The sequence below is a fragment of the Citrobacter sp. Cf072 genome (genome assembly GCF_030334485.1).
GTDB lineage: Bacteria > Pseudomonadota > Gammaproteobacteria > Enterobacterales > Enterobacteriaceae > Citrobacter > Citrobacter freundii.
The window spans coordinates 19,369-39,875 of the sequence record NZ_JAOWDX010000034.1 but is presented as its reverse complement, the minus strand read 5'-3'; the positions used below and the strand labels follow the sequence as shown (position 1 = coordinate 39,875).

The following is a 20,507-nucleotide window of genomic DNA, read 5'->3' as shown; positions in this document are numbered from 1 at the left end:
CAAACGACATGGAAAACAGGCTTAACCTGCTGTGTGAAGCAGGCGTTATCGACAAGGATATTTGTAGCGGCATGCTGCAAGTGGTCAGGCGGTTGGACGAAGAGTGGCGTTTGCCGATTCACAGCGAGCAAGGAACCATGGCGATGACCCATATGGCGAGTGCGTTAATGCGCAGCCGCCAGGGCGAAGTGATTGAAGCGCTGGATGGCGAGTTGCTGGAGGAGTTGGCGCAATCTCATCTCTGGCCAACTATTTTGCTGGTACATCAGGCGCTGATGAAAGAGTTTACGGTGTCGCTGCACGCGAATGAAGAAGGCTATATGCTGGCGAACTTGTATGGATTGTGGATGGCGGCGAACGAAGGCGTCTGAAATCAATGGGGAATGAGCTTATTGCATCTTAAATATTCAAAAAAATGAATATTTAACTGAAGGATTAGAAACGAGGCCGAGAAATGTTTATAGACGCATTGAAACGCCAGAACCCCGCGCTAATCTCCGCCGCTATCGCGTTATGGCAGCAGGGAAAGATCGCCCCTGATAGTTGGGTCATTGATGTTGACCAGGTCATTGAGAATGGCAAACGTCTGCTGGATGTCGCGGGGCAACATGGTATCTCGCTGTATCTGATGACCAAACAGGTTGGACGTAACCCGTGGCTGGCGGAGAAACTGTTGCAGCTTGGCTATGAAGGCATCGTGGTTGTCGATTACAAGGAGAGTCGCGTCATGCGCCGTGCCGGGTTGCCGGTTGCGCATCAGGGACATCTGGTGCAGATCCCGTCGCGGCTGGTCAATGAAGCTGTAGCGCAAGGTACTGAAGTCATCACATTGTTCTCACTGGAGAAAGCGCGCGAAGTTTCCGCTGCTGCGGTGAAGGCCGGTTGTGAACAGAATGTGATGCTGAAGGTGTACGACAAAGATGATTTTCTCTACCCGGGGCAGGAAAGCGGATTTCCGCTGATGTATCTGACGGATGTGGTCAATGAAATCCGCAGACTGCCGGGCCTGCGCCTGAGCGGCCTCACCCATTTCCCCTGCCTGTTATGGGATGAAAACTCCGCGCAGACGATGCCGACGCCTAATCTGCATACGCTGGTAAATGCCCGACGTCAGTTGGTTGAGGCCGGGATTGCCATTGAGCAGCTTAATGCGCCGTCAGCCAGTAGCTGTTCGTCACTCCCCCTGCTGGCGGAATATGGCGTCACCCATGCGGAGCCGGGTCATGCGTTGACCGGCACCATTCCTTCCAATCAAAAAGGCGACCAGCCGGAACGCATTGCGATGCTGTGGTTGAGCGAGATATCGCACAATTTTCGCGGAGACAGTTATTGCTACGGCGGGGGCTATTATCGTCGCGGCCATGCGCAAAATGCGCTGGTCTTTACGCCAGAAAATGACGCGCCTATAGCCGCGAAACTAAAACCCGTGGACGACAGCAGCATTGACTACTACCTGCCTGTGGCCGGTGAGTTTCCGGTGAGCAGCGCGGTGATCTTCTGTTTTCGCACCCAGATCTTCGTGACGCGTAGCGACGTGGTACTGGTGTCGGGCATTCAGCGCGGCGTAGCTGAAATCGTCGCGCGATACGACAGTCTCGGCAATATTCTGGAGGACTAATGGCCCGATTCGTGGTGTTAGTAATCGACAGTTTTGGCGTTGGCGCAATGAAAGACGTCACGCGGGTCAGGCCGCAGGATGCCGGAGCGAATACCTGTGGTCATATCCTGGGCGAACTCCCGCAGTTACGGCTGCCAACGCTTGAGAAGTTGGGGCTGATTAACGCTCTGGGCTTTGCGCCGGGCGTGATGAAACCTTCGGAATCGGCAGTCTGGGGCGTTGCGGAGCTGCAGCATGAAGGGGGAGATACCTTTATGGGCCATCAGGAGATTTTAGGCACACGGCCTCAGGCACCGCTGCGGATGCCATTTAGCGACGTTATTGATCGCGTTGAGCAAGCGCTGAAAGTCGCGGGCTGGCAGGTGGAACGTCGCGGCGGCGACCTGGCGTTTCTTTGGATCAACGATGCGGTTGCAGTGGGCGATAACCTCGAAGCGGATTTAGGTCAGGTCTACAACGTCACTGCCAATCTGTCCGCCATTGCGTTTGATGAGGTGCTAAAGATTGGCCGCGTAGTGCGCGAACAGGTTCAGGTCGGGCGCGTCATCACCTTTGGCGGTCAGCTTGCGAACAGCCAGCGCATTCTGGATGCCGCCGAAACGATGGAAGGGCGCTTTGTCGGCATTAATGCCCCACGCTCCGGCGCGTATGAAAGCGGTTTTCAGGTCAGGCATATGGGCTATGGCGTAGATGAGCAGGTACAGGTACCGCAAAAACTGCATGACGCCGGAATCCCTACCGTGCTGGTCGGTAAAGTGGCGGACATCGTTGGCAATCCGCACGGGCGCAGCTGGCAAAACCTGGTGGATAGCCAGCAGATTATGGATATCACGCTTAACGAATTTAACGCGGAATCGACGGTATTTATCTGTACCAACATTCAGGAAACCGATCTCGCCGGACACGCTGAAGACGTCGCACGTTATGCCGAACGGCTGCAGCTTGTTGATCTTAATCTTTCACGCCTTCTGACCGCTATGGAGCCAAATGACTGTCTGGTGGTCATGGCCGATCACGGCAACGATCCGACCATAGGGCACAGCCACCATACCCGGGAAGTTGTGCCGGTATTGGTGTATCAACAGGGGCTGGAGCCTGCGCAATTAGGCATCCGGGCGACGTTATCCGATGTTGGCGCTACGGTGTGTGAATTTTTCGGCGCGGCGGCGCCACAAAACGGCTGTTCTTTTCTCTCGGCATTGCGCCTTACAGGAGACACCTTATGAACTTTGATCCGACGGGCTACACCTGGGTCCACGAACATCTGCATATCGATCTCTCCGGATTTAAGAATAACCTCGACTGCCGGTTAGATCAGTACGATCTCATTTGTCAGGAAATGAAGGATCTCCGGGCGTTAGGCGTCAGCAACATTATTGAGATGACCAACCGCTATATGGGACGTAATCCGCAATTCATGCTCGACCTGATGCGCGATACCGGAATTAACGTCGTGGCCTGCACAGGCTATTACCAGGATGCGTTCTTCCCTGAACATGTTGCGGCCCGAAGCGTGGAACAGCTCGCGCAGGAGATGGTCGATGAGATAGTCATCGGTATTGATGGTACTGAATTGAAGGCCGGAATTATCGCGGAAATCGGCTCTAGTGAAGGCGTGATTACGCCGCTTGAAGAGAAGGTGTTTATCGCCGCGGCGCGGGCACACATCGAAACCGGACGCCCCATCTCAACCCATACCTCTTTTAGCACGATGGGAGTGGAACAACTGGTGTTGCTACAGGCGCACGGCGTCGACCTTTCCCGCGTAACCGTGGGTCACTGCGACCTGAAAGATAATCTCGACAATATCTTACGCATGATCGAGCTCGGCGCGTATGTGCAATTCGATACCATCGGAAAAAACAACTATTACCCGGACGAGAAACGCATCGCCATGCTGCACGCGATACGCGATCGCGGACTGCTTAGCCACGTCATGCTCTCTATGGACATTACCCGCCGCTCGCATTTAAAAGCCAATGGCGGCAATGGCTACGACTATCTGTTAACCACCTTTATCCCACAGCTGCGCCAGTCAGGATTCAGTCAGGCCGATGTGGACATGATGTTACGTGATAACCCCTCAAAATTTTTCCAATAAGGACAGAATCATGAAAAAGATTGGCGTTGCTGGCTTACAGCGTGAACAGATTAAAAAAACCATCGAAACCGCAGCACCGGGCTGCTTTGAAGTCTCCATTCATAACGATATGGAAGCGGCGATGAAGGTGAAATCCGGACAACTGGATTACTACATCGGCGCTTGTAACACCGGTGCGGGTGCAGCACTGTCGATTGCCATCGCGGTGATTGGCTACAACAAAAGTTGCACTATCGCCAAGCCGGGTATTAAGGCGAAAGACGAACATATCGCAAAAATGGTTGCGGAAGGGAAAGTGGCGTTTGGTCTCTCCGTCGAACATGTTGAACATGCGATTCCGATGCTGGTTAACCACCTGAAATAAAAGGCATGACTATGGATCTGTATATTCAGATTGTGGTGGTGGCCTGCCTGACCGGCATGACGTCACTTCTGGCACACCGCTCGGCGGCCGTCTTTCATGACGGCATCCGCCCGATCCTGCCGCAGCTGATCGAGGGGTACATGAACCGCCGGGAGGCGGGAAGTATCGCGTTTGGTCTGAGTATCGGCTTTGTCGCGTCAGTGGGGATCTCCTTTACCCTGAAAACCGGCTTGCTCAACGCCTGGCTGCTGTTTCTGCCGACGGATATTCTCGGCGTGCTGGCAATGAACAGCCTGCTGGCGTTCGGTCTGGGCGCTATCTGGGGCATATTGATTCTGACCTGCCTGCTGCCGGTGAACCATTTGCTCACGGCGCTGCCGGTTGATGTACTGGGCAGCCTCGGTGAGCTGAGTTCTCCGGTGGTTTCCGCATTCGCACTCTTCCCGCTGGTGGCGATTTTCTACCAGTTTGGCTGGAAGCACAGCATTATCGCGGCGGTGGTAGTACTGATGACCCGCGTGGTGGTGGTGCGTTACTTCCCGCATCTGAACCCGGAATCAATTGAGATTTTTGTGGGGATGATGATGCTGCTGGCGATCGCCATTACGCATGATATTCGCCATCGCGGTGATGAGGAGATGGATGCCAGCGGGCTATCGGTCTTTGAAGAACGAACCTCACGGATTATTAAAAACCTGCCGTACATCGCGATTGTCGGCGCGCTGATTGCCGCCGTTGCCAGTATGAAAATTTTTGCTGGTAGCGAGGTCTCAATTTTTACGCTGGAAAAAGCCTATTCAGCGGGGATTACGCCTGAGCAATCGCAGACGCTGGTTAACCAGGCGGCGCTGGCGGAATTTATGCGTGGGTTGGGTTTTGTGCCGTTGATTGCCACCACCGCGCTGGCAACCGGTGTATACGCGGTAGCGGGCTTCACCTTTGTTTATTCCGTTGGTTATCTGGCTCCGAACCCGTGGATAGCGGCCATCCTGGGCGCTATCGTGATTTCCGCGGAAGTGCTGCTGCTGCGCTCAATTGGCAAATGGCTGGGGCGTTATCCGTCAGTGCGTAACGCATCGGACAATATTCGTAATGCGATGAATATGCTGATGGAAATGGCGCTGCTGATAGGCTCGATTTTTGCCGCCATTAAGATGGCGGGCTACACCGGTTTCTCGATTGCGGTGGCGATTTACTTCCTTAACGAATCGATAGGGCGTCCGGTGCAGAAGATGGCGGCCCCGGTCGTGGCGGTGATGATTACGGGTATTGTGCTGAATATTCTCTACTGGTTTGGTCTGTTTGTTCCGGCCTGAGGAGGCGTAAAACATGAAGACGTTCCCTCTGCAAAGTCTTACGCTCGCGCAAGCACAACAAAAGCAGTTTGCGCTGGTGGATACGCTCTGCCGTCACTTTCCTGGCGCTGACTTTCTGGCCGGTGGCGATTTGGGGCTGGCCCCGGGGCTGAATCAGCCCCGGGTCACGCAGCGTGTGGAAAAGGTGCTGGCCGAGGCGTTTCATGCTGAAGCCGCCGTGCTGGTTCAGGGTGCTGGCACCGGGGCTATTCGCGCCGGGCTGGCCGCACTGCTCAAACCCGGCCAGCAGCTTCTGGTTCATGATGCGCCTGTGTATCCCACTACACAGGTGCTTATTGATCAGATGGGGATCGTGCTGGTCAGGACTGATTTCAACGATCTTTCGGCGATTAAGCGGGCTATCACTGAGCACCGCCCCGATGCAGCGTTGGTGCAGCATACGCGTCAACAACCACAGGACAGCTATATTTTAGCCGAGGTACTGGCGGAAATTACACGGTGTGACGTGCCGACGTTAACCGATGATAACTACGCGGTGATGAAAGTAGAGGGTATCGGCTGCGAGTGTGGGGCGACGCTGTCCACCTTTTCCTGCTTTAAGCTCTTCGGCCCGGAAGGCGTAGGGGCGGTTGTCGGCAAGGCAGAGGTCATCGCTAAAATTCGTAGCACCCTCTATTCCGGCGGCAGCCAGATCCAGGGAGCGCAGGCGCTCGAGGTACTTCGCGGTCTGGTTTTCGCTCCGGTGATGCATGCGGTGCAGGCTGGCGTTTCTGAGCGTCTGCTGAATCTGCTCGATTGTGGAGCGATACCTGAGGTGAAAAAAGCGGTTATTGCTAATGCCCAGTCGAAGGTGCTGATCGTGGAGTTTCACCAGCCGATTGCCGCCCGTGTGCTGAAAGCGGCGCAAGAGAGAGGTGCGCTACCGTATCCGGTAGGAGCGGAGTCGAAATATGAAATCCCGCCGCTGTTTTATCGCCTCTCCGGGACCTTCCGTGAAGCGAATCCAGAGCTGAGCGACTATGCGATTCGTATTAATCCCAATCGCAGTGGCGAGGACACGGTGCTGCGGATTTTGCGGGAAAGCGTGAGTGCATGTGAGTGAGCGTAAATCTAAAATGAAAAAACCGGGAAATTCCCGGTTTTTTTGTATCTGCGCAATCGCGTATATTATTGATTTGCAGCCGGGCCGCAGCCACCAATAATTTTAGAAATTGAAATTGCTGGATGGAATAAATAATCGTAGCTACAGTTGTTTTTTGTGTTTTCGATATGACCAGTACATGCGGTCAGCGTAGCCAGCACACCTGCCACGATGGTGATTTTTGCAAATTTAAACATGATAAAATCCTTGTAAGATATCTATTTTTTAAATGGATGAAATCCATTTCTCGGCGGTTAAGATATCAACTAAGGAAGATTTTAAATAGTCCGAATAAGGACGTGATAATGTTAGGGTGAATTATATTTTTAATGAATTAAAATGCTATGAAATGTATCTATTATTAATAAATTGATGAATGATATTTTATTTAGATTAAATATTAACTTTTGTGAATCATAAATAAATGCCCTGAATATCAGGGCATTTATTAGCATTCAATTAATGATTCGAGAACCAGTTCAGCTTATCGCGTAGTCCAACCACGCGACCGACGATAATCAGCGCCGGACTTTCAACCTGCTGTGCCAGCTCGCCGAGCTGTGTCAGAACCCCGTTGACGACGCGTTGCTTCACGGAAGTCCCGTTTTCTACCAGCGCGACGGTCATATCAGGCTGCATGCCAAATTCAATCAGTTTTTCCTGGATGGTGGCTGCCTGATTCAGTCCCATGTAGAACACCAGCGTCTGTTTCTCGGCCGCCAGGTTTTCCCAGTCCAGCTCACCGCCGGTTTTCAGGTGTCCGGTAACCAGACGCACGCTCTGAGCGTAATCACGATGGGTCAGTGGAATGCCGGAATAGGCAGAACAACCGGATGCTGCGGTAATACCAGGCACTACAGAGAATGGAATACCGGCATGGCACAGCGTTTCCAGCTCTTCGCCACCACGGCCAAAGATGAACGGGTCGCCACCTTTCAGTCGTACCACGCGCTTGCCCTGTTGTGCTTCACGCAGCAGGATCTGGTTAATCTCCTCCTGCGGTACGCAGTGATAGCCCGCACGTTTGCCGACGAACACCCGGTCTGCATCGCGGCGTACAAGGTTCATGATGTCGTCGGAAACCAGGCGGTCATAGACCACGACATCCGCTTGCTGGATCTGCTGTAGCCCTTTCAGCGTCAGCAGGCCGGCATCGCCAGGACCGGCGCCAACCAGCACCACTTCACCACGGTGATCCAGCGGTTCGCTGAGCATTTGCTCGGTGGTTTCCTCGACGGCTTTCAGGTCATTGTTCGCCAGCGACTGCGCCAGGCGGTCATTCACGAACAATTTTTCCCAGAAGCGGCGACGTTCACCCATGCTGGCAAACTGTTTCTTCACCCGGGAGCGCAACTTGCCGGCATATTGTGCGACCTGGCCCAAATGCTGAGGCAGTACGGATTCAAGCCTTTCACGCAGCAGACGGGCAAGCACCGGCGATGTCCCGCCGGAGGAGACCGCCACCATCAGCGGCGAGCGGTCGATAATGGAGGGCATGATAAAACTGGCTGCTTTTGGCGCGTCGACCACGTTGCAGAAGATACGACGTGACTCCGCGGCGGTGCTGACGCTTTGATTGACGGCATCGTCATCGGTGGCGGCAATAGCCAGCCAGCAGGTGTTGAGCAGGGACTCATCGAACGGTCCCTCAACCAGCGTCAGCATGCCTTCATCTGCCCATACTTTGAACTGCGGAATAAACGCCAGTGCATTAACCGTTAAACGGGCGCCCGCTTCCAGCAGTAACCGCGCTTTGCGTTCTGCGACATCACCACCGCCGACGATCAAGCAGTCGCGGTCACGTAGTTGACAAAATATAGGCAAATGGTCCACGACATTACCCCTTAATTAATTATTAGCAGCCGCCTCTGGCTGGTTGATTTTTGCCGGAGCCGGACGCTCCGATTTTGGCGTAGCATACCAATAACCTAATCCCATGAATACGACACCGGACAAAGTATTACCGAGTGTCACCCACAGCAGGTTATGACCAATTCCTGACAGGGTATAAGCTTCGCTGTGATGACCGAACCAGGAGAGGGCAAACAGCGTCATGTTGGCCACCGAGTGCTCGTAGCCGGAAGCGATAAACGCCAGCAGACACCACCAGATAGCGAGGAATTTTGCCGCGCCTTCGGTACGGATTGCCATCCATATTGCCAGACAAACCAACCAGTTACACAGTGCGCCTTTAAAGAACAGCACCGTTGCAGGCGCGGTGGTTTTCGCCAGCGCGACCGAATGGACGATGCTGGTATCGACCGGCAGCAGACTGCCGCCTCCCCAGCTATAAAGCAGGGCGACAAACACGGATCCGACCAGATTTCCCAGCCAGGTTTGCGGCAGGATAGCCCACATTTGGCCGTGGCTGATGGTGCCCGCTTTGACGCCGAGCGTCAGGAACATGGTGTGACCGGTAAACAGTTCTGAACCGGCAATAATAACCAGCGTTAAGGCGATACCAAAGGTTGCACCCATCACCAGCGGACGTACGGACGGGTCGAGCAGGTTACCGAGGGTAAAAATAAGGATGATGCCGAGGCCAACGTAGGCCCCTGCCATTGCCGAACTGACCCAGAACCCGAGCGGGTTATTTGCCGACAGGCGTGCGATGCGCGCAGCGTTAGCCGCACACTTATTGATAGTGTCTGTGAACATGTGTTGATTATCCTTGAAGTACAAAAATAAAAAGAAATCGTAACCGTAGGCCGGATAAGGCATTTATGCCGCCATCCGGCAATGTGCTTTTGCAATTGCCTGATGGCGCTACGCTTATCAGGCCTACCAATAAAAGACCTACAAATACGTCAAAAAAGGGGAGGCGTTGCGCCTCCCAAAAATTTATTAACCGCGCAGTTGCACCGTGCCGTCTTTCACTCGCGCTTCGTAATGTTTCACGGAGAACTGTTCGTCTTCCATGCACAGTCCGTCGCTTAAACGAAAACGCTGTTTTTTCAGCGGGCTGGCAACCCACAATTCACCCTGATGTTCAGCAATAAGCCCACGAGAAAGCACGCTGGACTCAAAGAACGGGTCGATGTTGCTGATCGCAAACACCTGGTCGCTGTGATACGGGCGGAAAATTGCAACCTGCTCGTTACCTAACAGGGCGCAGACGCCTGTTGCAGGCAGAATGTCATCGATTTTGCAGATGTTTTTCCACTGGCTCATGCGTTTTCCTCCACCAGAGTCACCGGGATACGCTCATAAGGCGTGGCCGGACGATGTTGTTCACGTTCAGGCACAACCTGGACATTCGGATCGCGTTTATCGCTGTTGATAAAGTGTTTGAAGCGAACCTGCGCGGATGGAGTGTTAACGGTTTCTGTCCACTCGCAGACCACCGCTTCACGCAGACGGGCCATCTCTTCTTCAAGATGCTGGTTCAGGCCCAGCTTGTCGTCGATGATGACGGACTTCAGATACTCGATACCGCCTTCCAGATTGTCTAACCACGGTGCGGTACGGGTCAGTTTGTCGGCGGTACGGATGTAGAACATCATGAAACGATCAAGATACTTGAGCAGCGTTTCGCGATCGATATCTGCTGCCAGCAGGTCTGCATGGCGAGGTTTCATCCCGCCGTTACCGCAAACGTACAGGTTCCAGCCTTTCTCAGTGGCGATGATACCTACGTCTTTGCCCTGAGCTTCCGCACATTCGCGGGTACAACCGGAGACGCCGAATTTCATTTTGTGCGGGGTACGAATGCCTTTGTAGCGATTTTCCAGCTCCACGCCGAAGCCGACGCTATCGCCGACGCCATAACGACACCAGGTGCTACCTACGCAGGTTTTCGCCATACGCAGCGCTTTGGCATACGCGTGGCCAGTTTCAAAACCAGCTTCAATCAGCTGACGCCAGATTTCCGGCAGGTCATCTTTCTGCGCGCCGAACAGACCGATACGCTGAGAACCGGTAATTTTGGTGTACAGGTTAAATTCACGCGCGATACGGCCCACGGCCACCAGGCCTTCAGGGGTAATTTCGCCACCCGCAGAGCGCGGGATCACGGAGTAGGTACCGTCTTTTTGGATATTGGCCAGGAAGTTGTCGTTGGTGTCCTGCAGCGGCGTGTGCTGTGGTTTGAGGATGTACTCATTCCAGCAGGAAGCCAGCAGAGAACCCACGGTAGGTTTACACACTTCGCAGCCGTAGCCTTTCCCGTGTTTGGCCAGCAGCTCTTCGAAGGTTTTGATGCCTTCTACACGGATGAGATGGAACAGTTCCTGACGTGAGTACGGGAAGTGTTCGCACAGGTTGTTATTCACTTCGATACCCTGTTTCGCCAGTTCGGCGTTCAGGACCTGCGTTACCAGCGGGATACACCCGCCACAGCCGGTACCGGCTTTGGTTTCCGCTTTCAGCGCCGCAACGGTATGGCAGCCTTTGTTGATAGCGGCAACCAGCATGCCTTTGGTGACGTCAAAGCAGGAGCAAATCTGCGCGCTGTCCGGCAGTTTATCGACACCGATAGATGGCTTACCGCTGCCCGCGTGTGCTGGCAGAATCAGTGAATCTGGATTTTCCGGCAGTTCAATGGCGTTCAGCACCAACTGCAGCAGATTGCCGTAATCGCTGGTGTCGCCAACCAGAACCGCGCCGAGCAGGGTTTTGTTATCTTCGCTAACGATCAGGCGTTTGTAGACTTCTTTGCTTTCGTCGAGATAGACATAGCTACGTGCACCCGGCGTGCGAGCATGCGCGTCACCAATACCGCCGACGTCAACGCCGAGCAGCTTCAGCTTGGCGCTCAGGTCCGCACCTTCAAAGGCGTTTTCAGTTTCGAGAATATGGTCAACGGCAACCTGCGCCATTTTGTAGCCAGGAGCGACCAGACCATACACGCGGTTGTTCCAGCTTGCGCATTCGCCGATGGCATAGATGTCCGGGTCAGAAGTCTGGCAGGTGTCGTTAATGACGATACCGCCGCGTGGCGCGACATCAAGGCCGCACTGGGTAGCCAGTTTGTCGCGTGGACGAATACCGGTAGAGAAGACGATGAAATCGACTTCCAGTTCGCTACCGTCGGCAAAACGCATGGTTTTGCGCGCTTCGGTGCCTTCCTGAACGATCTCTTTAGTGTTTTTGCTGGTGTGCACACGCACGCCCATGCTTTCAATTTTGCGACGTAACTGCTCGCCACCCATATGATCCAGCTGTTCAGCCATCAGCATTGGGGCGAATTCAATCACGTGGGTTTCAACGCCGAGGCTTTTCAGCGCACCAGCGGCTTCCAGGCCCAGCAGGCCACCGCCTACCACGGCACCGCGTTTGCTACGGCGCGCGCAAGACTCAATCGCGTTGAGGTCTTCGATGGTGCGGTAAACGAAGCAGTCCTGGGTTTCCGAACCTTTAATCGGTGGGATCCACGGGTAAGAACCCGTCGCCATGATTAGCTTATCGTAGTAAACCGTACGACCTGCGCTGGAGTGGATTACTTTCTCCTGGCGGTTAATGGTAATTGCGCGCTCGCCCACTAACACCTTAACGCCGTGCTTCTCGTAGAATCCTTCACGCACCAGAGAAAGCTCTTCGGCGGTGTGGTGAGAGAAGTAGGAAGACAGGTGTACGCGGTCGTATGCTTTGCGGGGTTCTTCACAGAAGACGGTAATATCAAAATTGGCAGCGTCGGATTTATCAAGAAGATCCTCAATAAAGCGATGGCCGACCATACCATTACCGATAATAGCGAGTCTGACTTTGCTCATTTTTGCCTCGATTTCTTTTCTATTACTGCCTACCTTAACGATTCAGCAACCGCACTTATTGATGCAAATCAAATTCGCCCTTATATACTCCTTAAGAGGTATATAACTGATTTGTCAGCATTTTTATAAGTGACGGAATTATTTGAGTTTTCGTGTTTGTACAAATAGCGTACAAATTAAGGGGTTTTTGTAAGAATTGGCCTACATGACCAGAGAAAGAAGAGAGGGGGCGAAAATATGCCGGATGAAGTGGATACCATCCGGCAGTGTGTAGGCCGGGCTAGCTAAGCGCCCCGGCACTGAGATTAATGCGCTGCTGGCGCGTTATGCTGGCGATGACGCGTGACGAACCCAAGAATAAAGCACATTACGAATACAACCGCATACAAGCCGTTAGCCGTCTGCAATGCTGCCTGTGGGCCGCTGTGTGCCACAATAGGGCCGGTTACCACGAAGGTGAGCATAGTACCGATGGTGCCGCAGGTCAGAACGAAGTTAACCAGTTTGGGTGAGGCGACCTTCGTCTGCTGGGAGCCAAGGGTAATGATGGTGGTATAAATCGCGCTGGAGAAGAAGCCCAGCGTTAGAATGAACCACGGCATATGTTCCGGCGTACCCGTGATAAACAGATACATCAGTACGGTGGCCAGACCCGCCAGTACGGTCAGGATGCGTTGCAAATCGAAGAAACGCAGAATGAAGCTAAACGCCCACATGCCAACCATGTAAGACATCCAGAAGTCGCTGACCAGTTTACCTGCGTCGTTCAGGCTCATACCCAGGCTTTTGGCGTATTCCGGAACCCAGGAGATAAAGCCCAACTGACCGAGGATGTAGCACAGCGCGGCGATCGCCAGAAACAGCACGCCAATCCCCCATTTTTCTTTTACTACCGGCGCGTCTGACTGCTGAGCGTGTTTACCCAGTGCCGGAAATTCACAACCGAAGGTCAGCAGGAAAATAGCGACGTATACCAGGCCGATGCAAGCATAGACCCAATACCATTCGATGCTGCGCGCTAACAGGAACGCGGCAACCATCGGGAAAATCATACCGGCCATGCTGAAGAAGGAGTCAGTAAACAGCAGGCGGGAACCGCGCTGGCGACCTTCGTACATTTGAGTTACCAGGAACGTACCAATCGACATGGTTATACCGCTCACAAGACCCAATACAAACATGGCGGCAGAGAACAAGGCCAGGCTATGGCTGAGCATCAGTCCGGCGACTGCCAGTACCATCAGGATAAAGCCGAAGCGCAACTGGGTTTTCAGGGGCACGATTTCCATTAGCCATGCATTCAGAAAGATAGAGATCAGAATGCCGGCATTCAGGAAGGTGAAGGTGTTACTCATACTGGAAACGGGCAAATGGAAGTAATCTGCGATGTTTCCCATCACCATCCCGGTGACAATTACCAACGCACCTGTCAGGGCGTAGGAGAGAAAGCTAATCCATGTGAGCTTGATGCGATTGCTGTTAGTCATGACTGGCCTGTATAGAAGTGTAAGGCGCATTGACTGCGCCGTGAGCGGGCAGATTTTAGGCGCTTTTGTGATGTATTTAAATATTTATTGGTAATGAGTTTGTTTATTACATTTTTGTATGTGATCTAAATCACATTGATTCATGCGGCAGTAAGGTTACATTTGTTTCAAGTACGTAAAATTAGGTAAAGGGATGGCCTTGTCCTTGAAGGCTCTTTAGAATCAATTCACTTGCTTCATTTCTGCTCTTGTTAAGGAATTCTCATGCTCAAATCGACTCTGGCGGCTGTTGCAGCTGTTCTCGCTCTTTCTGCTCTCTCTCCCGCAGCACTGGCAGCAAAAGGTGACCCTCATGTTCTGCTGACAACCTCTGCTGGTAACATTGAGCTGGAGCTGAACAGTCAGAAAGCCCCGGTTTCAGTGCAAAACTTTGTCGATTATGTCAACAGCGGTTTCTATAACAACACTACGTTCCACCGTGTGATCCCTGGCTTCATGGTGCAGGGTGGCGGTTTTACCGAGCAGATGCAGCAGAAGAAACCTAACCCGCCAATCAAGAATGAAGCCGATAACGGACTGCGTAACACCCGCGGCACGATTGCTATGGCGCGTACAGCGGATAAAGACAGCGCGACCAGCCAGTTCTTTATCAACATTGCAGACAACGCTTTCCTCGATCACGGCCAGCGCGACTTTGGCTATGCTGTCTTCGGAAAAGTTGTGAAAGGTATGGATGTCGCGGATAAGATCTCTCAGGTACAGACCCATGATGTCGGTCCATACCAGAATGTTCCGTCAAAACCGATTGTTATCCTTTCTGCTAAAGTTCTGCCGTAATCGTATCTAGCGCGGGTAGTTCTTGCCCGCGTTCCCCCCTCTCTCTGCGTAACCCGAAATTGCTGCTTATACTTGTGGCAAGTGTCGGCTCATTCAGGGAGGTCACGTGAAAAAACTCACCGATAAACAAAAGTCCAGGCTGTGGGAACAGCGGCGAAACGCCAATTTCCAGGCCAGTCGACGGCTGGAAGGCGTAGATATTCTACGGGTTACTCTGAGTGCTGAAGACGCTCTGGCGCGTCTTGAAGAGCTGAGGAGGCACTATGAGCGATAAATTCGGTGATGGTCGAGACCCGTATTTATATCCGGGCCTGAATGTCATGCGTAACCGTCTGGGGATTCATCAGGCGCAGCGTTTGGCGCAGGCGGCTTATGAACTGACGGCGCTGCGTGCGGCGACTATCGAATTGGGGCCGCTTAAACGGGGCTTACCGCACCTGTGCGCCATTCATCGCCAGCTGTATCGGGATATTTTTGACTGGGCGGGACACCTGCGCGAAGTCGATATTTACCAGGGCGATACTCGCTTTTGCCATTTCGCCTATATCGAGAAAGAGGGCAATGCACTGATGCAGGACCTGGAAGATGAGTCCTGGCTGGTGGGATTACCGGAAGACAAGTTTGTCGATCGTCTTGCGCACTATTATTGCGAAATCAATGTGCTGCATCCGTTTCGCATTGGTAGCGGTCTGGCGCAGCGTATTTTCTTCGAACAGTTAGCGATTCATGCAGGGTATGTGCTGAGCTGGGATGGCATTCCGGTTGAGGAGTGGAATCAGGCTAATCAGAGCGGGGCGATGGGTGACCTGTCTGCACTGCGGGCGATATTTCGTAAAGTGGTAAGCGAAGCACCGGAAACTGAGTAGAATAGCGCGGTTCTTATGTACCGGAGCCGCCATGATCCTGCTTATTGATAACTATGATTCTTTCACCTGGAACCTGTACCAATACTTCTGCGAACTGGGGGCAGATGTCCTTGTCAGGCGCAACGACGAGTTGACGCTGGCGCAAATTGACGCGCTGAGCCCGCAAAAAATCGTCATTTCCCCGGGACCCTGTACGCCGGATGACGCCGGTATTTCGCTGGAGGTTATTCGCTATTTCTCAGGGAAGATCCCACTGCTGGGCGTTTGTCTGGGGCACCAGGCGATGGCGCAGGCCTTTGGCGCGACCGTGGTTCGGGCGGCGAAAGTGATGCATGGTAAAACGTCGCCGATTACACATAACGGGCAGGGCGTTTTTCAGGGGCTCGCCAATCCATTAACGGTAACGCGCTACCATTCTCTGGTGGTCGCTCCCGAAACCCTTCCTGACTGCTTTGAGGTGACCGCCTGGAGTGAAACACAGGAGATCATGGGTATTCGCCACCGGGAGTGGGATATGGAAGGGGTGCAGTTTCACCCGGAGAGCATTCTCAGCGAACAGGGGCATCAGCTGCTGGCTAATTTCCTCAACCGGTGATTTGTGGTTGCTATTCAGTGATTTTTTATTCATATTTTGTGATTATAATTTCACTAGCATTTCTGCTTAACAGGGTGGTAATGACATGGCAACTGAACAAACTGCAATTACACGCGCGACATTCGATGAAGTGATTCTGCCGATTTATGCACCGGCTGAGTTTATCCCGGTAAAAGGGAAAGGGAGTCGAGTATGGGATCAACAGGGTAAAGAGTATGTTGATTTCGCGGGCGGCATTGCAGTTACCGCGTTAGGGCATTGCCATCCTGCGCTGGTTGAGGCGTTAAAAACCCAGGGTGAAACCCTGTGGCATACCAGCAACGTTTTCACCAACGAACCGGCGTTACGCTTAGGTCGTAAACTCATTGATGCGACTTTCGCCGAACGCGTACTGTTCATGAACTCCGGTACCGAAGCTAACGAAACCGCCTTTAAGCTGGCGCGCCACTATGCCTGCGTGCGTCATAGCCCGTTCAAAACCAAAATCATTGCCTTCCATAACGCGTTTCACGGCCGCTCGCTGTTTACCGTATCCGTCGGCGGGCAGCCGAAATATTCCGACGGCTTTGGACCAAAGCCGGCAGATATCATCCATGTCCCGTTTAACGATCTGCATGCGGTCAAAGCGGTGATGGACGATCACACCTGCGCGGTGGTGATCGAGCCTATTCAGGGCGAGGGTGGCGTTACTGCGGCAACGCCGGCATTCCTGCAAGGCTTGCGTGAGCTCTGTGATCAGCACCAGGCGCTGTTGGTATTTGATGAAGTACAGAGCGGGATGGGGCGTACTGGCTCACTGTTTGCCTATATGCACTACGGCGTGACGCCGGATATCCTCACCAGCGCCAAGGCGCTCGGTGGCGGTTTCCCGGTGAGCGCGGTGCTGACCACCCAGGAGATTGCCTCCGCGTTCCACGTGGGTTCACACGGCTCCACATACGGCGGTAACCCGCTGGCCTGCGCGGTTGCGGGAGCTGCGTTTGATATCATCAACACGCCGGAAGTGCTGGAAGGTATTCAGGCCAAACGCCAGGCGTTTGTTCAGCATTTGCAGAAAATTGACCAGCAGTTTGACATTTTCAGCGACATTCGCGGTATGGGACTGCTGATTGGCGCCGAACTGAAGCCGCAGTTTAAAGGCCGGGCGCGTGATTTCTTGTACGCCGCGGCGAATGAAGGCGTGATGGTACTGAACGCCGGACCGGACGTGATGCGTTTCGCGCCGTCGCTGGTGGTGGAGCAGACCGATATCGATGAAGGAATGCAGCGCTTCGCGCAGGCCGTGGCGAAAGTGATGGGTTGACGGATTGCCGGATGGCGCTACGCTTATCCGGCCTACGGATCACACCTTACTCTGTAGGCCGGATAAGGCGTTTACGCCGCCATCCGGCAACTCTCTTAACCTTTCATGTCCCGCAACCGGCGGCTCAGCCAGATCCCATGGTGCGGTCGCTGACGCCATGCTACCGACGAAATGGTATGCATGGTGTTCAGATGCCCTAAAACCCGCTGCAGATGCTGCTCAAGGGTGCTTAAAGGCCCATGGGACAGCATCTCTGGCGCTTCGAGAATATTCACATCGCCGGAGCTTCCGGGACCGTCATATTCTAGCCGCTGCTGACAGCGCTGGATCGCAATTTCACAGGACTCCAGATACCGCTGCGCCAAATCCGGCGTCAGCATCGTATGTTCCCTTGCCAGCGTAGTCATTGCGTTGATGTGTTCGACGATGAACTGGCTATGCGTAACCCACAGTTTCATGTCCGCCAGGTAGTGCGAGTTGAACCCTGGCTCCTGCATCGCCTGGTTCAGCGAGTTGAACAGCGTGTTATGCGCCTGGTTGACCCGCATGCGTTGATACGCCAGCGGTGTGGCCTGGGGATCGTGGCTAAGAATCAGGCGAATGGCCTCCTGATCGGCTTCTAACGCATCGTGGGCGTTTTTACGCAGTAAACCGCTCTGCCACTGCGGCCACAGCCAGAGCATCCCGCCAAAAGCGATCAGGCAGCCAGTGATCGTATCGATAAACCGCGGCACGATAAACTGTTCCCCGTTCAGCGTCAGCAGTTGCAGGGTATATACCGCGGTGACCGTAAAGCCGACGGTAGCCCAGCCGTAGTTTTTGCGGATGGTCAGATAACTCACCAGGGTTATCAGCAGCATGCCTGCCAGCGTGTAACCTTCCTGAATATGAAAGTGCAGCGTGACGCCGGCGATCACCAGGCCGACGAGCGTCCCTACTGAACGGTGTAAGATACGTACCCGGGTTGCCCCGTAGCCATTTTGCGTGACGAACAGGATTGTCATCAAAATCCAATAGGGTTTTGGCAGGTGTAAGGCGCTGCCCATCAGGCTGGCAATGCTCAACATGACGCTGATGCGTCCGGCATTACGCAGCGCCGGGGATTTCAACGACAAATAGCTTTTCAGGGCAGGGATCAGCGGCAGCCGACGCTGCTTGTCAGCCATTAAATCACGGGCATACAGTGGTCGCTGGGTGCGTAGCACACGGGCAATACGGCTGAAGTGCCAGTAGCAAAATTGACCCACCGGATTGTCCGGATGCTGGTTGGCGATTTTCTCCAGCGTGCCAATCTGCTTTTCCATTGAGAAACGGGTCGGTAAGCGGTGATACAAAATATCATCGGCCAGTACGCGAAGGCGTTCGGCGACGGTGCGCGCATTCCAGCGAATCACTTGTTCGGCGTGGCTACGTTCGACCAGCTTTTGCACCTCTTCCGGCTGGTGGAGGCTAACGGAAATATGTTCCTGTAAATCGAGCGCCTCCTGAAAGGCACGTAGCAGGCGCTTATAATCGTTGTTGCGATGCGCCGACAGCATATGCATTTGCTGATAGCACTGGGTAATTAAATCCACCGCTTTTTGCTGGCGCACCAGCAGGGGAGGCAGCGCTTTTTCTGGGTCGGCATGCTGGGTCAGCATGCTGTACTTGGCCTCACAGTAATCGGCTAATTCGCGGTACAACAAGCTGAGCGACTCACGCAGCGGCTGCTCGCGCCACATCCAGAACCAGAACCAGTTGAACAGGCCATACCACAATGTGCCCAGCGCGTAGATCAGCAGCGGCTCCCAGACGGGCATGTTACCTGCCAGACTGAGTGTGAAAATTGCCGCAATAAGCGAGGCAGGTAGTAGTCGCGCATGCAGAGGGCCTAATTCTGCGGTTACACCAAGAATCAGCGTCAGGCCGGTGAGGATCAGCGGCAGCGGTATAGTCTGTGCCAGCAGTAATTGCATGATCAGACTGCATCCGGCAAACAAAGACGCGCCAATCACTAAGCGTTTGAAAAAGCGCTTATGCGGGGTATCAAGACCGGCAATATTGCAGCAGGCAGGGACGAGGGAAAAGAGGAGTCCCAGATGAAGCTGACCGATGATCAGACCGACGGCCACAGGTAAACATAGCACCAGCGTTTGTCGTAGTGCGTAGTTGATCTCTGGGTGGTATATCAGTCTTCGCCACATCGGAGCAAACAAAAGTGGCGCATTACGGGGTAACGCGCCACTTCGATGGGGTTAACGTGTGCCGTAGACGACGATGGTCTTACCGTGTGCGGAGATCAGGTTCTGATCTTCCAGCATCTTCAGAATACGACCGACGGTCTCACGGGAGCAGCCAACGATCTGGCCGATTTCCTGACGGGTGATTTTAATCTGCATGCCGTCCGGGTGGGTCATCGCATCAGGCTGTTTCGCCAGATTCAGCAGAGTCTGCGCGATACGACCGGTAACGTCGAGGAAGGCAAGGTTGCCCACTTTTTCAGACGTGACCTGCAGACGGCGAGCCATCTGAGAGGACAGACGCATCAGAATATCTGGATTGACCTGGATTAATTGACGAAATTTTTTGTAGGAAATTTCAGCGACTTCACATGCAGTTTTAGCACGGACCCAGGCGCTGCGTTCCTGACCTTCTTCGAAGAGGCCTAATTCACCAATAAAATCGCCCTGATTCAGATAAGAAAGGATCATTTCTTTCCCTTCTTCATCTTTGATCAGCACTGCCACTGAGCCTTTAACGATGTAGTACAACGTTTCCGCTTTTTCACCCTGGTGAATCAGCGTGCTCTTCGATGGGTACTTATGAATATGGCAATGAGACAAGAACCATTCGAGAGTCGGGTCTGTTTGCGGTTTGCCAAGCACCATGCGCGGTTATCCTCTGTTATAAGCTGTCTCCAGAGCCAAAAAACATCCTGTCTCTGGGTTTGCAAAAATGTGCTTCCCGCTACCTGGGAAGGGGGCTGTCAATACGTGCGACGGCCTGTAATGTGATGTCCTCTGCATACATGCAGTACGTCAATGTATTACTGTAGCATCCCGACTGTTTTAGCATAGCTTTCGCCGTGTGTCTCCTGGTGTCTCGCTTCAGCATGACGCAGGTCGCCTTCCGTTGCGAGATTTGTTGTGTGCGCGTAATCTGTCAGGAAAATTGATGCATCGGAGTAAT

Annotated in this window: 20 protein-coding genes and 1 pseudogene; 13 read left to right on the top strand and 8 right to left on the bottom strand. The window is 53.5% G+C overall.

Annotated elements, in window-relative coordinates; translation table 11 throughout:
* The first annotated feature begins 8 nt into the window (after positions 1-8).
* From OGX66_RS03065 to OGX66_RS03035, 7 genes are all read left to right on the top strand, one after another.
* Complete coding sequence (locus tag OGX66_RS03065; protein ID WP_046671290.1) at positions 9-371, top strand: hypothetical protein; 363 nt, start codon at positions 9-11, stop codon at positions 369-371.
* A gap of 83 nt (positions 372-454) precedes the next feature.
* Positions 455-1,618 (top strand): YhfX family PLP-dependent enzyme, encoded by a 1,164-nt coding sequence (locus OGX66_RS03060; RefSeq protein ID WP_003023571.1) that lies wholly within the window; start codon positions 455-457, stop codon positions 1,616-1,618.
* Positions 1,618-2,844, top strand: a complete 1,227-nt coding sequence (locus tag OGX66_RS03055; protein ID WP_057101798.1) for a phosphopentomutase — start codon at positions 1,618-1,620, stop codon at positions 2,842-2,844. The genes OGX66_RS03060 and OGX66_RS03055 overlap by 1 nt, the downstream gene beginning before the upstream one ends.
* Entirely contained in the window at positions 2,841-3,719 is an 879-nt protein-coding gene (locus OGX66_RS03050; RefSeq protein ID WP_044701432.1) for a phosphotriesterase-related protein, read from the top strand. Before OGX66_RS03055 ends, OGX66_RS03050 begins: the two co-directional genes overlap by 4 nt.
* A 10-nt stretch (positions 3,720-3,729) precedes the next feature.
* Entirely contained in the window at positions 3,730-4,083 is a 354-nt protein-coding gene (locus OGX66_RS03045) for a DUF2620 domain-containing protein (protein WP_003023576.1), read from the top strand.
* 11 nt (positions 4,084-4,094) lie between these two features.
* Complete coding sequence (locus OGX66_RS03040) at positions 4,095-5,399, top strand: YhfT family protein (protein ID WP_003847963.1); 1,305 nt, start codon at positions 4,095-4,097, stop codon at positions 5,397-5,399.
* Between the two features lie 13 nt (positions 5,400-5,412).
* Positions 5,413-6,501 (top strand): aminotransferase class I/II-fold pyridoxal phosphate-dependent enzyme, encoded by a 1,089-nt coding sequence (locus tag OGX66_RS03035; protein ID WP_270932813.1) that lies wholly within the window; start codon positions 5,413-5,415, stop codon positions 6,499-6,501.
* A gap of 65 nt (positions 6,502-6,566) precedes the next feature.
* Here OGX66_RS03035 and OGX66_RS03030 read toward each other — a convergent pair whose 3' ends face one another.
* The 6 genes from OGX66_RS03030 to tsgA all read right to left on the bottom strand — a co-directional run bounded on the left by OGX66_RS03030 (position 6,567) and on the right by tsgA (position 13,738).
* Positions 6,567-6,737, bottom strand: coding sequence for a YhfL family protein (locus OGX66_RS03030; RefSeq protein WP_003837939.1), 171 nt, complete (start codon positions 6,735-6,737; stop codon positions 6,567-6,569).
* Positions 6,738-6,999: 262 nt separating this feature from the next.
* Positions 7,000-8,373: a siroheme synthase CysG gene (cysG, locus tag OGX66_RS03025; protein WP_016151091.1), complete on the bottom strand. Its 1,374-nt coding sequence runs from the start codon at positions 8,371-8,373 to the stop codon at positions 7,000-7,002.
* 15 nt (positions 8,374-8,388) lie between these two features.
* A complete protein-coding gene (gene nirC, locus OGX66_RS03020; protein WP_003023587.1) occupies positions 8,389-9,198 on the bottom strand; it encodes a nitrite transporter NirC in 810 nt (269 codons plus the stop codon).
* A 186-nt stretch (positions 9,199-9,384) separates the two neighbouring features.
* Positions 9,385-9,711 carry a nitrite reductase small subunit NirD gene (gene nirD, locus OGX66_RS03015; RefSeq protein ID WP_003023590.1) on the bottom strand — a complete coding sequence of 109 codons (327 nt, stop codon included), beginning with the start codon at positions 9,709-9,711 and terminating at the stop codon, positions 9,385-9,387.
* Positions 9,708-12,251, bottom strand: coding sequence for an NADPH-nitrite reductase large subunit (gene nirB, locus OGX66_RS03010; protein ID WP_003023592.1), 2,544 nt, complete (start codon positions 12,249-12,251; stop codon positions 9,708-9,710). Before nirB ends, nirD begins: the two co-directional genes overlap by 4 nt.
* A 305-nt stretch (positions 12,252-12,556) precedes the next feature.
* Positions 12,557-13,738, bottom strand: a complete 1,182-nt coding sequence (gene tsgA / locus OGX66_RS03005) for an MFS transporter TsgA (protein WP_148361402.1) — start codon at positions 13,736-13,738, stop codon at positions 12,557-12,559.
* A gap of 264 nt (positions 13,739-14,002) precedes the next feature.
* Between tsgA and ppiA the strand changes: the two genes are divergently transcribed.
* From ppiA to OGX66_RS24575, 6 genes and pseudogenes are all read left to right on the top strand, one after another.
* Positions 14,003-14,575, top strand: a complete 573-nt coding sequence (ppiA, locus tag OGX66_RS03000; protein ID WP_003023595.1) for a peptidylprolyl isomerase A — start codon at positions 14,003-14,005, stop codon at positions 14,573-14,575.
* Positions 14,576-14,681: 106 nt separating this feature from the next.
* Positions 14,682-14,849 (top strand): FicA/YhfG family antitoxin, encoded by a 168-nt coding sequence (ficA, locus tag OGX66_RS02995; protein WP_003023597.1) that lies wholly within the window; start codon positions 14,682-14,684, stop codon positions 14,847-14,849.
* Complete coding sequence (locus tag OGX66_RS02990; RefSeq protein ID WP_003023599.1) at positions 14,839-15,441, top strand: putative adenosine monophosphate-protein transferase Fic; 603 nt, start codon at positions 14,839-14,841, stop codon at positions 15,439-15,441. The genes ficA and OGX66_RS02990 overlap by 11 nt, the downstream gene beginning before the upstream one ends.
* Before the next feature lie 31 nt (positions 15,442-15,472).
* Positions 15,473-16,036 (top strand): aminodeoxychorismate synthase component 2, encoded by a 564-nt coding sequence (gene pabA / locus OGX66_RS02985; RefSeq protein ID WP_003837945.1) that lies wholly within the window; start codon positions 15,473-15,475, stop codon positions 16,034-16,036.
* An 85-nt stretch (positions 16,037-16,121) separates the two neighbouring features.
* Positions 16,122-17,339 (top strand): bifunctional acetylornithine/succinyldiaminopimelate transaminase, encoded by a 1,218-nt coding sequence (gene argD, locus OGX66_RS02980; RefSeq protein WP_003847953.1) that lies wholly within the window; start codon positions 16,122-16,124, stop codon positions 17,337-17,339.
* A 4-nt stretch (positions 17,340-17,343) separates the two neighbouring features.
* Positions 17,344-17,442, top strand: a pseudogene (locus tag OGX66_RS24575) (hypothetical protein); the annotation flags it as partial.
* Here OGX66_RS24575 and OGX66_RS02975 read toward each other — a convergent pair.
* Together OGX66_RS02975 and crp are read right to left on the bottom strand one after the other, a co-directional pair.
* Entirely contained in the window at positions 17,435-19,522 is a 2,088-nt protein-coding gene (locus OGX66_RS02975; RefSeq protein ID WP_016151089.1) for a YccS/YhfK family putative transporter, read from the bottom strand. The pseudogene OGX66_RS24575 and the gene OGX66_RS02975 sit on opposite strands and share 8 nt — an antisense overlap.
* 51 nt (positions 19,523-19,573) lie before the next feature.
* Positions 19,574-20,206, bottom strand: a complete 633-nt coding sequence (gene crp / locus OGX66_RS02970; protein WP_000242758.1) for a cAMP-activated global transcriptional regulator CRP — start codon at positions 20,204-20,206, stop codon at positions 19,574-19,576.
* Between the last annotated feature and the right edge of the window lie 301 nt (positions 20,207-20,507).